Genomic DNA, 16,173 nt, shown 5'->3' with positions numbered 1-16,173 from the left:
CGAACATGGCATATCTACAACCAACCGAATTTGTAACCAAACTGGTCGATGCGGGCGCTGCCAAGGTGTTCATGTCCACCCGCGACACCCTGATCCGCGCCTTTATGGCCGGGGCCATTCTGGCGCTGGCGGCGGCCTTTGCCATCACCATCAACGTCAACACCGGCCAGCCGCTGGCGGGGGCCGTGCTGTTTCCGGTGGGGTTTGTGCTGTTGTATCTGCTGGGGTTCGATTTGCTGACTGGCGTGTTCACCCTTGTGCCGCTGGCGCTGATGGACAAACGCCCGGGCGTGACCGTGGGCGGGATGCTGCGCAACTGGGGGCTGGTGTTTACCGGCAACTTTGCCGGTGCCTTTACTGTGGCGGTATTCATGGCGATCGTCTTTACATACGGGTTCACCACCGACCCCAATGTGATCGGCCAAAAGATCGGCCATATCGGCGAAGGGCGCACGGTTGGCTATGCCGAACATGGGGCGGGCGGTATGCTGACCCTGTTTATCCGTGGCGTGCTGTGTAACTGGATGGTGTCAACCGGTGTGGTCGCCGCCTTTATGTCCACACAGGTGACCGGCAAGATTCTGGCCATGTGGATGCCGATCATGCTGTTTTTCTACATGGGGTTTGAACATTCGGTGGTAAACATGTTCCTGTTCCCGATCGGGCTGATGCTGGGCGGTAATTTCACCTTTATGGATTACCTGATCTGGAATGAAATCCCGACAGTTCTGGGCAATATCGTCGGTGGCATCACATTTGTTGGGCTGACCCTTTACTCCACCCACATCCGCACCGGTGCTACACGCAACGCCGCTGCGGTGCCGGCCGAATAACCGGATATGCCCCGCCACATCCGGCGGGGCGTTTACCTTGCAACAAGAACTAACCATATCCCTTGGACAATGTTCCGAAACAGGGCGCAAGGAAATCAATCAGGATTTCTTTGGCGCCCTGATACCCGTTCAGCCTGCCTTGTCGCTGAAAGGCATTTCCGTGGTGATTGCCGACGGGATCAGTTCATCCAAAGTCAGCCGTGTTGCCGCAGAAAGTGTGATCAAAAGCTTTCTGACCGATTACTACTGCACCTCGGATACATGGACGGTGAAAACCTCGGGTTTGCGGGTGATCAGGGCGGCCAGTTCATGGCTGTTCGCCGATACCAAACGCAGTATCCATGCCCATGATATGGAGCGCGGCTATGTCTGCACCTTTGCCGCGCTGGTGCTGAAATCGCATATTGCGCATCTGTTTCATGTCGGGGACAGCCGGATTTACCGGCTGGAAGGCGACAGTCTGGAGCAGTTGACCGAGGATCACCGCACCGTTGTTTCCGGCGACCAAAGCTATCTGGCGCGTGCCATCGGTATGGAACAGACGGTGGATGTGGATTACCGCGCCTTGCCGCTGAGTGTGGGCGATGTGTTCGTGCTGGCCACGGACGGGGTATATGAACATATCAATCCGAAAACCGTCAGCCGTCTGATCGGCGACAATGCTGATGATCTGGACAAGGCCGCACGCCTGATCGTCAAAGCGGCCTATGACAACGGCAGTCCCGACAACCTGACAGCCCAGATCGTGCGTATTGACACCCTTCCCGCGCGGGACAGAGATGATATTCTGGCCCGTTCCGAAACCCTGCCCGCCCCGCCACTACCAGAGGCCGGACAGGAATTTGAAGGCTACCAAATCCTGCGCCCGCTGCACGCCAATCACCGCAGCCATATCTATCTGGTGCAGGACATCGAAACGGGGCAAAAGGCGGCGCTGAAAATCCCGTCGATTGATCTGCGCGAAGACAAGCAGGCGCTGGCGCGGCTCATGATGGAGGACTGGATCGCACGGCGGGTCAGTTCGGCCCATGTGCTGAAACCCGCGCCGCAAATCCGGCCGCACAATTATATCTATACCGTCACCGAATATATCGAAGGCCAGACACTGGCCCAATGGATGACCGACAATCCGAAATGCGATCTGGAAACCATGCGCGGGATTGTCGAACAAATCGCCAAAGGCCTGCGTGCCCTGCACCGCAAGGAAATGCTGCATCAGGATCTGCGGCCCGAAAACATCATGATCGACACGAACGGCACCGTGAAAATCATCGACTTTGGCGCAGTTCGTGTTGCCGGTGTGTCGGAAACCGGCCTGCCGGGTCAGGGCAGCGATATTCCGGGCACGATGCAATACACCGCGCCCGAATATTTCCTGCATGAGGCGCCCAGCAAATCCTCGGACTATTTTTCACTGGGGGTGATTGCCTATCAGATGCTGACGGGACGGTTGCCATACGGGGCGCAGGTTGCCAAAATCCGCACCCGCGCGCAGTTGCGCAAATTGCGTTATAGCCCCACTTTGGCCCCCGACTGGCTGGATGCTACCCTGCAAAAGATGGTGCATCCCGACCCGTTCAAACGCTATTCATCCCTGTCGGAATTCGTTGCGGATATCCGGCACCCGAACAACCGGTTCAGAACCGGCAAACCAACGCCACTGGCCCAGCGCGATCCGGTTAAATTCTGGCAGGTGATTGCAACGGTACTTGCACTTGCGGTTGTCGTACTGACAGGCCGGATCGTTTCATTGCAAAATGCCGAACCTGTCATTCACACGCCGCAATAATCTGTCAATCGTCGTCAACCATGACCTGCCTTTGTTCACCCAGCCCGTCAATCCCCAGCGACACAACATCCCCTGCTTTCAGGAAACGCGGCGGTTTTTGACCCATGCCCACACCGGGCGGTGTGCCGGTTGAAATGATGTCCCCCGGATGCAGGGTGAAAAAGCGGCTGAGATAGCTGACCAGATGCGCCACACCATAAACCATTGTTGCGGTCGATCCGTCCTGCATCCGCGCGCCGTTCAGGTCCAGCCACATATGCAGGTTCTGCGGATCCGGCACCTGATCGGCGGTCACCAGATACGGGCCGGTCGGGCCGAAACTGTCACAGCCCTTGCCCTTGCACCACTGCCCTTCCATCTCGATCTGAAAGGCGCGTTCGGACACATCGTTGATCACGCAATACCCCGCCACATGGTCCAGTGCGTCGGCCTCGTTCACATATTTGGCGGGTTTGCCAATCACCACGCCCAGCTCAAGCTCCCAGTCGGTTTTTTGCGACCCGCGCGGAATGATGATCGGGTCATTGGGGCCGCTCATCGCGCTGGTGGCCTTCATAAACATCACGGGTTCCGATGGCACCTGCATTCCAGCCTCGGCTGCGTGGTCGGAATAATTCAGACCGATACCGATGAATTTTCCAACCCCGCCAACACAAGGGCCAAGCCGCGGCTTGCCCTCAACAACCGGAAGGGTGGAAAGGTCCAGCGCCTTCAATCTGCCCAGATCGGCCAGCACATCTCCGGCGATATCCTCGAGCACACCCGACAAATCGCGCAGGTTTCCATCTTCATCTATCGCGCCGGGCTTCTCTGCCCCAGCCTCGCCAAACCGAACAAGTTTCATGCTCATCTCCCTGGATAATTTTGCCAACTATCACACGGGATGCACGCTTGGTAAATCCGGTTCGATACGAAACCGGACAAATGGCCGCTTTTTCGATTTATCGGGCAATTCTATTGCGTATTGCCATTCAGCGCCTCAAGCCGCTCCAGATTAACGATCGAGGACAGCATTAGCCGGTCATGGGTCCAGCTTTGGGGGCGCTGGATCGCAATCGTTGCCCAGATCAAAAGCAAACCCAGCGGAACAATCAGAAAATGCGCCCAAGGTGCCTTTGCAGGCGTGGCGGCTGCGGTCAGCGCCGAGTCAACCCGCCGGCGCAACAGGTTCAGACGAGAGGGGAATAACCACGAGCGGTCAAACTGGACCAGCGAAACACGCGGCAAACTGATGGCCTGTGCTGGCTGGCGGCGCATCGTGTCCTCGCACACCCGCAACAGACATTCACAATAGGCACGGGCGTCAACCCAGCGGCGCTTGAGGATTTGCTGATCACAGCTAAGTTCGCGCAACTGTTCGATCTGGCGTTTCCATAAATGGATCACCGGGTTCCAGAAGAACAGCGATTTGAACAATTCAAACCCGATTTCCCATTCGACATCATGCTGGCGAAGGTGCTGGAATTCATGCGCAAGCGCGATCCGCATATCCTGCCTGCGCACCAGCATATTGGCTGGCATGACAATATAACGCCGCCGAAAACCACGCGCGGAAAATGGCACGACGGCCTGATCGGTCAGGCGCAGATGAACATTGCCAAACTGCCGCCACGCATAACTGCTGGCGATGATGCGGCGCAGTTTGAATGTGCCAAGCCCGCAACGCAGGATGCACAGCACGCTGCCGGTCAGCAGCAGGGCAACAATGATCTGGCTGATCCAGCCGGTAGGATTCAGCAGGTTGGTTTCCAGCGTTTCGCGCATGTCCAGCACCTGCTGCATTTCACCCGCGTGCAACCCGATACGGCCGTTCAGATATTGCGATAGCATGAAATCCGACAGATTGAACGTCAGCACGTCGGGCAGCATCCCGCCCGATGCAAGCCGGTTGTATCCCAAGGCAATAAACGGGCTGACCAGGATTGCCAGAAAGATACCGTTCAGTAGCCTGAGTTTCGTTTGATATGCATGTTTCATCCCGAACCTGTTCAGCAAAAACCGGATAAAAAGCCACAAGGAAAACGCCAGCACAAGCAGGATATTCACGTTGATATATGCCGTAAAAGCAGAGCTAATCTGTGTCATTTTTCAACCTTTTCTCGATCAGCGCCCGAATTTCCTCTAGTGCCTCTTCGGTCAGGTTATAATCGTCCACCAGTCGTGCAATCAGCATGGTCGGCGTGTCGTCGAACAGTTTTTCTGACAAGGCTTTCAAGGATCGCGATTGATAGGCATCCTTGGCCAGCACGGGTTTATAAATATGGGTTTTTCCCTTTTTGGTGCTGGTTACGAATTCTTTTTGTTCCAAAATGCGCAGGATCGTCGCAGCCGAGGTATAGGCAAGGTCGCGTTCGGGCGCTAATTGCCCCAACACGTCGCGCACACTGCCTTGGCCCAACCGCCAGAGATGGGTCATGAACTCCAGTTCAACTTCGGTCAAAAATTCTCGTTTATCTTTTTTCATGCTCGTTCCGCCGGAAGTGTTGGTATGCGCGCCTTCCCTGACTAAATACGAAACCTTTAGTTTTCCCAAGGATTTTCTGCCGGATCACACTTTCCAAAAGCAAAACACCCCCCATGCAATGGCCAATCCAAGCGGCGCCCATAGCGGCATTCCGAACAGGCCAAGCCACGCCAAAAAGATATAGGCGGACCCCAGCAGGGAAATGAACAAACGATCCCCCCGTGTCGTGGTCAGATGGAATATCCCTTTGCGTTCGCCCCCGCCGGGATGGCGGATCTCGATCACGGTCAGAATTGCCATAGCGGTGAAAATCCCGATGAAAACAAAGGCCGTAGGCCATGTCCATGCCATCCATTTCAGCATCACACCCTCCCCAGGGCAAAGCCCTTGGCGATGTTGTTGCGCACAAACCAGATCACGATGGCGCCGGGGATAATGGTCAGCGTTCCCGCCGCCGCCAGCAGGCCCAGCTCATACCCCGCGCTTGACGCGGTTTTGGTCATCGTGGCGGCAATCGGTTTGGCCGCAACCGCCGTCAGGGTTTTGGCCAGCAGCAGTTCAACCCACGAGAACATAAAGCAGAAAAACGCCGCCACCCCCACACCGGATCGAATCGTCGGCAAGAAGATTTTGACGAAAAAGCGGGGGAAAGAATAGCCATCGACATAGGCGGTTTCATCCAGTTCTTTTGGCACCCCGCTCATGAACCCTTCCAGAATCCATACGGCCAGCGGCACGTTGAACAATGTATGCGCCAGCGCAACACCAAGGTAAGTATCAAACAGCCCAACCGCCGAATAAAGCTGAAAAAACGGTAGCGCAAACACGGCGGCCGGCGCCATCCGGTTGGTCAGCAGCCAAAAGAACAACTGCTTGTCCCCCAAAAACCGATAGCGTGAAAACGCATAGGCGGCTGGCAGGGCCACCGTCAGGGAAATGACCGAGTTAATCGACACATAGGCAATCGAATTGAAATAGCCCCAGTACCACGTTGGATCGGTGAAAATGGTGCGGTAATTGTCAAAGGTCCATGTGCGCGGGAACAGCGAGAATTCAGACAGGATTTCGCCGGTTGTCTTAAAGCTCATCGCGACCAGCCAATAAATCGGCAGCATCAGGAACAGGATGTAGAACAGCGGTATCAGGCTTCGTTTTTTCATCATCGCCCCCTAGTTTTGATCGTCTTTGGTCATCAGCGTGTAGAACAGCCAGGACACAAACAACGTGATTACAAAATAGATCAGCGACATCGCCGCCGCCGGTCCAAGGTCGAACTGCCCCAGTGCGATTTTTACCAGATCAATCGACAACAGTGTGGTGGAATTGCCGGGGCCGCCGCCGGTCAGCACGAACGGCTCGGTGTAGATGTTGAAGCTGTCCATGAACCGCAAAAGGATGGCGATGGTCAGAACCTGTTTCATCTTGGGCAGCTGGATATACCGGAATACCGCCCATGACGACGCGCCATCAATCCGCGCGGCCTGATAATAGGCATCCGGTATTGACACCAGTCCGGCATAGGACAGCAGCACCACCAATGATGTCCAGTGCCAGACATCCATCGCGATGATGGTTGCCCATGCGGCAAAGGGGTCTTGGGTCATGTTGTAATCAATGCCCAACACATGGTTCAACAGATACCCCAGCAGGCCGATATCGGGCAGGGTAAAGATGTTCCACATCGCCCCGACCACATTCCACGGGATCAACATGGGCAGCGCCATCGTCACCAGACAGACCGGCACCCAGATGCCTTTGCGCGGCATTGCCAGCGCGATGATCACACCCAGCGGAACTTCGATTGCCAAAATCAGGCCCGTGAACAGAAATTGCCGGCCCAGCGCGGCGTGGAACCGTTCCGAGTTCAGGATTTTCTCGAACCAGCCCAGCCCTTCCCACAGGAACAGGTTGTTGCCGAAGGTTTCCTGAACCGAATAATTGACCACCGTCATCATCGGGATCAGCGCGTTAAACGCAACCAGCAGCAGAACGGGCAGCACAAAAAACCACCCCTTTTGATATTGCTTTTTCATACGGCACCCCCCGCCGGTTGGCTGACGATATGCCCGTCCCGATAGACCCGTGTTTTGTCGTGCCGAAACGCCACGGCCATGACCTGTCCGATAGGCGGCACCGCGCCTTCGGCGATGGCACGCACCTGTGACTGACCGATGCGCAGATCAATGACGTTGTGACGTCCGACATCCGCCACATGGATAACCTCGCCCCTTAGCGGGCCATCGCCCAGCGACACATATTCGGGCCGCACGCCCAGCTTCAGATCACCTTCGCCTGATTTAACCGGTCCTTCAATCGCAACCTCGACCCCCTCGAACCGCACCGTATCGCCCTGCACATCACAAGGCAGCACGTTCATTCCGGGCGAGCCGATAAAGTGGCCGACAAAGATATGCGCGGGGCGTTCGAACAACTCCACCGGCGTGCCGATCTGCACGATCTCGCCTGCGTCCATCACCACCACCTGATCGGCAAAGGTCAGGGCCTCGGTCTGGTCATGGGTGACATAGATCATCGTCGCACGCACCCGCTGGTGCAGCTCTTTCAGTTTTGATCGCAGTTTCCATTTCAGATGCGGGTCGATCACGGTCAGCGGCTCGTCAAACATGATGACATTCACGTCCTCGCGCACCAGCCCGCGCCCCATCGAAATCTTTTGCTTGTTGTCTGGCGACAGACCCGCCGCGCGCCGGTTCAGCGCATCGCCCAGCTCCAGCATTTCGGCAATCGAGGTAACGCGCTGTTTGACCGTTGCTTCGTCCATACCGCGATTGCGCAGAGGAAAGGCCAGATTGTCATAAACCGTCATGGTGTCGTAGATCACCGGAAACTGGAACACCTGCGCGATTTCGCGTTTGTCCGGCGGCAGATGGGTGACATCACGCCCGTCAAACAGCACTTGCCCCTGTGTCGGGGTCAACAGGCCGGAAATGATGTTCAGCAAGGTTGTCTTGCCACAGCCCGAAGGCCCCAGCAGCGCATAGGCACCGCCATCGTCCCAATCCAGATCAATCTGCTTTAACGCATAATCCTGATCGGTTTTCGGGTTTGCCTCGTAACTGTGGCGCAGGTTGGAAAGGGTTATTTTTGCCATATCCGCCCCCGATCACGCAACGCGCTGGCCGTCGGGTGCAAAATAATAGCACTTGGACGGGTCCATATAAAAAACATGTTCTTCGCCAGCGGCGCGCGGGTGGATGCCATAGGCCAGCGCAACCCAGTGATCCGGCCCCATCAAAAACTGGATCGAGCTTTTCGAGCCGCTTAGTTCCGTCACCTGAACCGTGCCCGCCAGTTTGACCGTGTCCACATCAGGCGGGGTGGGCGTTACATAATCGGGTCGGATCGCCACCTGATACGTCCCGTCCGGCAAGGCAGCGGCATCACCCGTTAGCGGCCAGTTGACGGTCTCGTCCAGATAGGCCCGATCGGCGGCTTTGGTAATTTCGGCTCGGTTGATCGGCGGATTGGAAAACACCTGCGCCGACAACAAATTCTTTGGTGCGCGATAGATTTCGGCGGTGGGTCCGAATTGCGTGACCCTGCCGTCATGCATCAAGGCGGTCCAGCCGCCCAGCAACAGGGCCTCTTCGGGTTCGGATGTGGCATAGACCACCACGGCGCCGCGTCCGGCAAACAGCTCGGGCAGTTGTTCGCGCAATTCCTCGCGCAGTTTGTAATCCAGATTGGCAAGCGGTTCATCCAGAAACACCGCTTTGCTTTCCTTGGCAATGGCGCGGGCCAATGCGGTGCGCTGTTGTTGCCCGCCCGACAGTTCATGCGGATAACGCTTCAGCATCGGGCGCAGTTGCAAAATATCGGCGGCCTCTTCGACCCGCCCCTGAATTTCGCTTTTCGCCATACCGGCCACCCGCAAGGGTGAAGCGATGTTGTCATAAACCGTCCAATGCGGGTAGTTCATAAAAAACTGGTGCACCAGTGCGATGTTGCGTTTTTGCGGTGATTGGCGGGTCACGTCCTCGCCATTCATCAGTATCTTGCCACTGCTGACACGATCCAGCCCCGCCATCAGTTTGATCAAGGATGTTTTGCCAGCACCGGTTTCCCCCAGCAACACATTGAAATGCCCCGGCTCCAGGCGCAGCGACGTTTCTTTGATGTGGGTAATGGCACCGACGCGTTTGGTGATGTTCTGTAACTCAAGGGTCATTTTTGGTGTTCTTTTCGCGACAAGGGGCCTGTTGGTCAGGCGTCTCCGGGGCCGTGTTCAGCCCCGGAGTTTCATGTCAGGGTTAGGCCCTAGTTCTGCGCCCAGCGGGCAACCAGATCGTCATAGTTGACGGTCATGCCTTGTGGCTTTTCATTGTCCAGCTTGGGCTTTGGGGCACCGGGCTGTGACAGCCAGTATTCGGCATCGCGTTCCTCGTTCAGGCGCGGACCACAACCACCGTAGACATTGGCGGCCTCGTCAGCGGCCTGCATCCGGGCCATGGTGATATCCATTTCACCGGCCAGACGATCCATCGCCTGTTGCGGGGTAAAGGCACCCGAGTTCACGTCACCGATTTGCTGCCACCAGATTTGTGCCAGTTTCGGGTAATCCGGCACGTTGATGCCTGTGGGCGACCATGCAACGCGGTCGGGCGAGCGATAGAATTCGACCAACCCGCCAAGACGCGGTGCGCGTTCGGTAAAGCTGGCATCATTCACCGTGCTTTCGCGAATGAACGTCAGACCCACATGCGATTTCTTGACGTCCACCGTTTTGGACACCACGAATTGCGCATAAAGCCACGCCGCCTTGGCACGATCGACAGGGGTGGATTTCAGAATGGTCCACGAACCCACGTCCTGATAGCCAACCTTCTGGCCTTCTTCCCAATACGGCCCATGCGGGCTGGGAGCCATGCGCCACAGCGGAATGCCGTCGGCATCAACCGTGTTGTTGCCTTCGGACTGCGGCTTTACCATGTCGGCGGTAAAGGCCGTGTACCAGAAGATTTGCTGCGCCACGTTGCCTTGCGACAGGGCAGGTAGCGACTGGTAAAAGTCAAACGACGCCGCGCCGGGTGGTGCATATTTGCGCAGCCATTCATCCCACTTGCGGATCGCATACACCGCTGCAGGGCCGTTGGCAGCCCCGCCACGGGTTACACTTGCACCCACCGGATTGCAGGTGCCCGCTTCCATACGGATTCCCCATTCATCCACCGGAATACCGTTCGGCTCGCCTTTGTCACCGGCACCGGCCATGGACAGCCACGCATCGGTCATCCGCCAGCCCAGATCGGGCGCGCGTTTGCCGTAATCCATGTGGCCGAAAATACGCACCCCGTCGATTTCCTTGACGTCGTCCGAGAAAAACTCGGCGATGTCTTCATAGGCGGACCAGTTCACCGGCACGCCCAGATCATAGCCGTATTTGGCCTTGAACGCGGTTTGCAGGTCTTCGCGGTCAAACCAGTCCTTGCGGAACCAGTACAGGTTGGCAAATTGCTGATCGGGCAGTTGATACAGGTCGCCATCCGGCCCTGTGGTAAACTGGGTGCCGATAAAGTCGGCCAGATCCAGACCCGGATTTGTCACATCCTTGCCTTCGCCCGCCATCCAGTCGGTCAGGTTGTAGGCCAGTTGCAGACGTGAATGGGTGCCGATCAGATCGGAGTCGTTCACATAGGCGTCATACAGGTTACGCCCTGTTTGCATCTGGGTCTGCACGGCCTGAACGACCTCGCCTTCGCCCAGAATCTGGTGGTTCACCTTGATGCCGGTGATTTCCTCGAACGCTTTGGTCAGCACTTCGGATTCATAGGAATGCGTCGGAATACCTTCAGACAAAACGTTGATTTCCATTCCGGCAAAAGGTTCGGCAGCCTTGATGAACCAATCCATCTCGGCGGCTTGTTCTTCCTTGCTAAGTGATGATGGCTGAAACTCTTGGTCAATCCATTTCATCGCGGCAGCCTGATCGGCAAATGCCGCTGGTGTGCCCGCAATTACGGCAGCAACCGCAACGGCAGATAGCAGATACTTTCGCATCTCAATTCCTCCCAAATCTTTATATGTTCGCCGTCAGGCGGCGACTGCAATCATAGTCGGACCGCGTTTCGCTTCTGTCAAACTAAAAGTTTAGTAGTAATGGAGATATCTTATATCTGCTTGTTATTACGCGATTTTATGAGCCGGTATTGATTGAAAATAGATGGGTTGGCAGCGTTGCTAATTCCAATCGATATCTAAATCCAGCGCAGAAATTGAGCTGCCATCGGGATTCCTTTGCGATATATAACCGCGCCAGTGCGGTGTGGGGAACGTCAACAGGCCCTAGTGAACCGAGGCATACATCACTTTTTCCTCGCTGGCCTCATGCGGTGCAAATTCCTCGACAATCCGGCCCTGGCGACAGACAAGTATCCGGTCAGACAGGTTCAGAATTTCCGGCAGGTAAGACGAAATCACAACAACCGCGATTCCCTGATCGGCAAGTTCGTTGATCAACTGGTGGATTTCAGCAATCGCCCCTACATCCACCCCGCGTGTTGGTTCATCGAAAATGACCAGCCGCGGTTTTTGACACAGCCCCTTGCCGATCACCACTTTTTGCTGGTTGCCACCAGACAATTCAACCACCCGCGCATCGGCATTGATTGCCTTGATGTTCAGTTTGTCAATCCACTGTGCCGCCAGGTCACGGATGTCTTTACGGCTTATGATCCATCCCTTGTTGTGCCCCGAAGCCAGCAAACCTCCAAACAGGTTTTCGCCTATACCCATGGTCTCGAAAATGCCTTCGCCTTTGCGGTCTTCGGTGACATAGATAATCCCATCGGACACCGCTTCGGCGGGTGTCAGATAACGCACATTGCGGTCTTCCAGCTCGATACTGCCGCCGCGTTTGAAATTGCGTTTATACACCCCGGAGACCACCTTGAATGTTTCGGTACGACCCGAGCCGATCAGGCCGAAAACCCCGGTTATCTGCCCCATAAACACGGAAAAAGAAGTATTGCGCACGATCGTTCCCATGGAAATATCATGCACGGCCAAAATCCGTTTGCCCGCCTTGCGGATTTCACGTTCCTTATGCTCGCCATAGATTTCCTCGGACAGGGTGCGACCGACCATCGCGGCGATAATCCGGTCGCGGTCGTAATCCTTGGTGTCGCCGGTTTCCACCAGCTCCCCGTCCCGCAAGATGGTTATCCGGTCTGATATTTCCAACGCTTCTTCCAACGCGTGTGAAATGAAAATAATGGAAACGCCGCTTTCTTTCAGCCGTCGCAACAGGGCAAAGAAATGGCGCTTTTCCTCGGGCGTCAGGGTGGCGGTCGGTTCGTCAAAAATGATCACTTCGGCGTTGTGATGCACCGCGCGGGCGATTTCGATCATTTGCTGGCTGGCGGCACCAAGGGTGGCCACCAGTGCCCGCGGATCAACCTGAAAATTCAGGGATTGCAGGAACTGCTGGGCCGAAATGTAGATACCGCGCAGCCGGTTCAGGAAATTCTCGGACCCCAGATAAAGGTTTTGCGCAACTGTCATCGACGGCACCAGGCTGGTTTCCTGAAAAACCATCGCGATTCCGGCGTGCAAGGCCTCGTTCGGCGTGGCAAAGCTGGCGGGGCTTCCCTTATAGATCATCCTGCCGCCTGTTGCTTCGACAACACCTGCCATAATCTTGGTCAGGGTCGATTTTCCGGCGCCGTTTTCCCCCAGCAGGGCATGGATTTCGCCCTTGCGCAGATCAAAATCCACATTTCTGATCGCCGGCACCTTGCGATAGAACTTCGAGACATTTTCCATCTTGATAATCGGTTCCATTACCCCTGCCCCCTATGTCACGTTCAGCTTCAGGATGGCATTGCCACCCTTGGAAGCAACGATAATGCGGTGATCATGCTCGATCGCGGCACATGTGCCGTGACGTTTGCCATTTGCGCGGCTGTGAAAGCTGTCGACCGGATGCAGATCGGCATTCAACCGCACCACCATGCCGTAGGACCGGCTGGGCGACCAGGGTTTGTGAACCCCCATAATCTTCATCCCGCCGATTTGCAGCGGCTCCATGAAACTTGCCCCTGTCGCCAATGCCGGTGCAATCCAGAACCTGCGCGGCACCTGTTCCATCATGTCGGCGCGATAATGTTTTTCCAGCAGGACCAGTTCGATCAGCCGGTTGCGTGGCGCAAAAACCGACATCAACGCGCCACCATCCGCGCGCGGGGACAGGCGGGCCGGATAGCCCGGAATATGGGTGATGACCGGCGCAACCTTGCCGCTGGCCCCGTCCAGCCGGATCAGCCGGTGTCGCCAGCTTTCGCTGACCACCACATTGCCTTTGTCATCGGGCAACAGACCATAGGGCCAGGCCAGCCCCCCGCGATTCTTACAAATTTCCCCGCGTCCTGCTTCCAGACAGACCCCGTTGCATTTTTCTGCATCAGATCAACCACCCAATCCGAAGCCGTATTTCTGGCCGAGCCATTGGCCAGCCACAAGGCCCCGTCCGCCCCGTAGGCAAGTGCTGTGATACAGATCAGACCCTCTGGCATGTCACATGGATTGCCATCGATTGTCAGCGTGCCATCCTCAAGCGCTACTGCCAGTTCGCCCGAAGGCGACACCGCAAGTGCCGTGACAGGGGTGGCGTATTCAAACAGCGTTTCGGCCATTCCATTCGCGTCAAACCCACACAGCCTGTTTGCGCTGCTGGCGATGATTTTCCCATCCAGAACAGCCAGATTATCCGCAGCCGGTAATGCGCAGAATAGCGGAGCATCCTCCAGCGCGGTATTCGCGCGATATGCCCCGTCCAGCGGCGGGATGGTGATGGTCTTGCCTCGGAAAATGTCCAGTATCGGATCAAGAAACATTACTTCCCCCCCCAATAATCAACCGGCGCGGTCCAGTTCTGATCCGCCCCTTCGATATCGAACACACCGATCCGGTTGTTCAGGATGCCACCGATAAACAACTGCCCCTTGTGTTCACGCATCGACGTTACCGAAGGATGCGCCATGCCGTCCAGATCGCCCAGTGTCATCAAAATTTTGCCGCTGTCGTCGAATTTGATCACCCCGCCATTGTTGACATTGGCAAACAGCCATTCGTCCTGTGGCAGGCGGCGGGTCATGCGTTTGCGAAAATCGGGGTGGCGCAGGGACAGATCGAAACTGGGCGTGCGCATGCCCAGCCAGGCCATCCAGTAGGTGCCGTCCGAGGCGCGGTTGATGTTGTCGGGATAACCGGGCAGATCGTCGATCAGGATCTCGGCTTTGCCTTTCTTGGGGCCTTCCAGCCAATAGCGGTGAATACGGCAGGTCCATGTTTCGCAAAACAGCAGCGATTTGTTGTCATGGGCAATGGTGACACCATTGGTGTAATGATAGCCATCCAGCAGGGTTTTGGTGCTGCCGTCTTCGGGATTGTAAACCAGCAACCGGCCCGTGCCGCGGTTTTCAATCGAATCCAGCGTCCAGTCATGCGCGTCATAGCGTTTGGTTGAATCGGTGAAATAGATTTTGCCATCGGGCGCGATGTCCAGATCATTCGGGTCCCGCAACACCGCGTCATCGACAATCGAGGTCAGCGAGCGTCGGGTTTCGGCGGTCAGGCGGGTGACCTTGCGATCCGGTGAAATCGAATAAAGGCCCATCGCCCCGACACAACTGATCAGATTATCGTCCTTGTCAAACGCCAGTCCCAGCGGAAAGCCCCCGACATGGGCGAACACCTCCCATCGGGTGTAATCCGGCGCGAAAAAGCGCACCACCTCGCCGTGGCGAGTGCCGCAATAAAGGTTGTCATTGCGGTCCAGAATAACATCCTCGGGGCCTTCCACCTCGCCCAATCCGATCGAGCGCGCCTGCGACAGTTTGCTGTTCAGTTCGTATTTGGTGCCGGAACCGGCCTCGGCGGAGGGGGCATCGACCATTTTCAAATAGACCGGTGCCACATACATTTCATTCAGCACCTTGTGGCGGTTCTTTAGCCAACGGATGTCGATGGTAACCGCAGCGGCCAGCAGAAGGCCCAGAACCATCTGGTTTGTGCCGGTGCCATAGCCAAGCCGGATCAACCCGTTGGTCATGACCAGCACAATGATCGCCCCCATCAGGCCTTTGACAATAGAGCCGCGCCCGCCCCCCAATGAATTGCCGCCAACCACAGCCGCCGTCAGCGCCAGAATTTCCAGCCCGTGCCCGGTGCCGATTCCGGCCCCGCTAAGGCGGGTGGCAAACAGGAACCCGGCCAGCCCCGCGGTAAAGCCGGAAAACACATAGGTCAGAAACACCATCCTGCGCACCCTGATCCCAGCGTTATGGGCCGACCGGCGCGACCCGCCCACCGCAAGAATATGCCAGCCGATGCGCGAACGGGTCAGGGCGATGTGGGCAATCACCGCAATGATCAACGCCGTCCAGACGGGAACAGACGCCCCCAGGATCGTATCATCACCGATGAAATCCCACAGCTCGGAATAGACCTGGGACATCTGCGCCTTGCCCGCAAAATTAACAATCAGAATTTCGAAAACCGCCCGCCCGATGATCAGTGTCACCAGCGTGGTCAAAAAGGCCCTTAACCGGATATATCCGATCAGAAACCCGTTGATCGCGCCAATAAATACGCCGGTTGCGACAGCGGCCAGACAGGCCACCCAAACGGGCATGGCAAAGATGAAAAAGGTGGCAATGGCCGCAAAGGCCGACAGGGCAAAAACCGCCCCCACCGCAAGGTCGATCCCGCCGCCCAGTATGACAACCGTCATGCCGATGACAACCAGACTGAATTCCCCCAGTTGGCGCGTGGATTCCTGCAAGGAATAAGGCGAGAAAAAGCCGGGTATGGCGGTGCCGAAACCGACAACAGTGGCAACCAGAACCACGAAGGGAATGGCGCTGTCAGTCCATTTCTTTTCCAGAATTTCGCCAATAATGTGATCCGGCACCAGATTATAGCGCCAGGCGTGCAACCGTTCCCGTAGTGTCATTTCTTAATTCCCAACCCTGCAATATTCAGGGGAAGGCCACTGAAAACAGCCGCCTTCCCCCCTTTTAGATATTATTGAGCGGTCAGGGCACTCAGATCCCAGCAACTGCTATCCG

Annotated in this window: 15 protein-coding genes; 2 read left to right on the top strand and 13 right to left on the bottom strand. The window is 56.4% G+C overall.

Annotated features, from left to right (window positions below; genetic code table 11):
• The first annotated feature begins 5 nt into the window (after positions 1-5).
• Positions 6-833, top strand: a complete 828-nt coding sequence (locus tag BAR1_RS01390; protein ID WP_118941365.1) for a formate/nitrite transporter family protein — start codon at positions 6-8, stop codon at positions 831-833.
• A 37-nt stretch (positions 834-870) separates the two neighbouring features.
• A complete protein-coding gene (locus BAR1_RS01385) occupies positions 871-2,622 on the top strand; it encodes a bifunctional protein-serine/threonine kinase/phosphatase (protein WP_118941364.1) in 1,752 nt (583 codons plus the stop codon).
• Positions 2,623-2,626: 4 nt separating this feature from the next.
• On the opposite strand, the gene BAR1_RS01380 is transcribed toward BAR1_RS01385, so the two are convergent.
• From BAR1_RS01380 to BAR1_RS01325, 13 genes are all read right to left on the bottom strand, one after another.
• The gene (locus tag BAR1_RS01380) at positions 2,627-3,466 is read right to left on the bottom strand and encodes a fumarylacetoacetate hydrolase family protein (RefSeq protein WP_118941363.1); all 840 of its coding nucleotides are present in this window, start codon (positions 3,464-3,466) and stop codon (positions 2,627-2,629) included.
• Between the two features lie 110 nt (positions 3,467-3,576).
• Positions 3,577-4,707: a M56 family metallopeptidase gene (locus BAR1_RS01375; RefSeq protein WP_118941362.1), complete on the bottom strand. Its 1,131-nt coding sequence runs from the start codon at positions 4,705-4,707 to the stop codon at positions 3,577-3,579.
• Positions 4,694-5,086, bottom strand: a complete 393-nt coding sequence (locus BAR1_RS01370) for a BlaI/MecI/CopY family transcriptional regulator (protein ID WP_118941361.1) — start codon at positions 5,084-5,086, stop codon at positions 4,694-4,696. Before BAR1_RS01370 ends, BAR1_RS01375 begins: the two co-directional genes overlap by 14 nt.
• Positions 5,087-5,170: 84 nt before the next feature.
• The gene (locus BAR1_RS01365) at positions 5,171-5,449 is read right to left on the bottom strand and encodes a DUF2160 domain-containing protein (RefSeq protein ID WP_118941360.1); all 279 of its coding nucleotides are present in this window, start codon (positions 5,447-5,449) and stop codon (positions 5,171-5,173) included.
• A complete protein-coding gene (locus tag BAR1_RS01360) occupies positions 5,449-6,246 on the bottom strand; it encodes a carbohydrate ABC transporter permease (RefSeq protein WP_118941359.1) in 798 nt (265 codons plus the stop codon). The genes BAR1_RS01365 and BAR1_RS01360 overlap by 1 nt, the downstream gene beginning before the upstream one ends.
• A gap of 9 nt (positions 6,247-6,255) precedes the next feature.
• Positions 6,256-7,119 (bottom strand): carbohydrate ABC transporter permease, encoded by an 864-nt coding sequence (locus BAR1_RS01355; protein ID WP_118941358.1) that lies wholly within the window; start codon positions 7,117-7,119, stop codon positions 6,256-6,258.
• Positions 7,116-8,198 carry an ABC transporter ATP-binding protein gene (locus tag BAR1_RS01350; RefSeq protein ID WP_118941357.1) on the bottom strand — a complete coding sequence of 361 codons (1,083 nt, stop codon included), beginning with the start codon at positions 8,196-8,198 and terminating at the stop codon, positions 7,116-7,118. The genes BAR1_RS01355 and BAR1_RS01350 overlap by 4 nt, the downstream gene beginning before the upstream one ends.
• A gap of 12 nt (positions 8,199-8,210) precedes the next feature.
• Entirely contained in the window at positions 8,211-9,275 is a 1,065-nt protein-coding gene (locus BAR1_RS01345; protein ID WP_118941356.1) for an ABC transporter ATP-binding protein, read from the bottom strand.
• An 89-nt stretch (positions 9,276-9,364) separates the two neighbouring features.
• Positions 9,365-11,104 (bottom strand): ABC transporter substrate-binding protein, encoded by a 1,740-nt coding sequence (locus tag BAR1_RS01340; protein WP_118941355.1) that lies wholly within the window; start codon positions 11,102-11,104, stop codon positions 9,365-9,367.
• Positions 11,105-11,389: 285 nt separating this feature from the next.
• Positions 11,390-12,886: a sugar ABC transporter ATP-binding protein gene (locus tag BAR1_RS01335; RefSeq protein WP_118941354.1), complete on the bottom strand. Its 1,497-nt coding sequence runs from the start codon at positions 12,884-12,886 to the stop codon at positions 11,390-11,392.
• A gap of 12 nt (positions 12,887-12,898) precedes the next feature.
• Positions 12,899-13,417, bottom strand: a complete 519-nt coding sequence (locus tag BAR1_RS18120) for a hypothetical protein (protein ID WP_228408659.1) — start codon at positions 13,415-13,417, stop codon at positions 12,899-12,901.
• Positions 13,363-13,938: a WD40 repeat domain-containing protein gene (locus BAR1_RS18115; protein ID WP_228408657.1), complete on the bottom strand. Its 576-nt coding sequence runs from the start codon at positions 13,936-13,938 to the stop codon at positions 13,363-13,365. The genes BAR1_RS18120 and BAR1_RS18115 overlap by 55 nt, the downstream gene beginning before the upstream one ends.
• Positions 13,938-16,058 carry an ABC transporter permease gene (locus BAR1_RS01325; protein WP_118941353.1) on the bottom strand — a complete coding sequence of 707 codons (2,121 nt, stop codon included), beginning with the start codon at positions 16,056-16,058 and terminating at the stop codon, positions 13,938-13,940. The genes BAR1_RS18115 and BAR1_RS01325 overlap by 1 nt, the downstream gene beginning before the upstream one ends.
• Positions 16,059-16,173: the final 115 nt, after the last annotated feature.

Source organism: Profundibacter amoris (genome assembly GCF_003544895.1).
In the GTDB taxonomy this organism is placed as follows: domain Bacteria; phylum Pseudomonadota; class Alphaproteobacteria; order Rhodobacterales; family Rhodobacteraceae; genus Profundibacter; species Profundibacter amoris.
The sequence above is the reverse complement of the archived record's forward strand: the minus strand, read 5'-3'. Positions and strand labels throughout refer to the sequence as shown.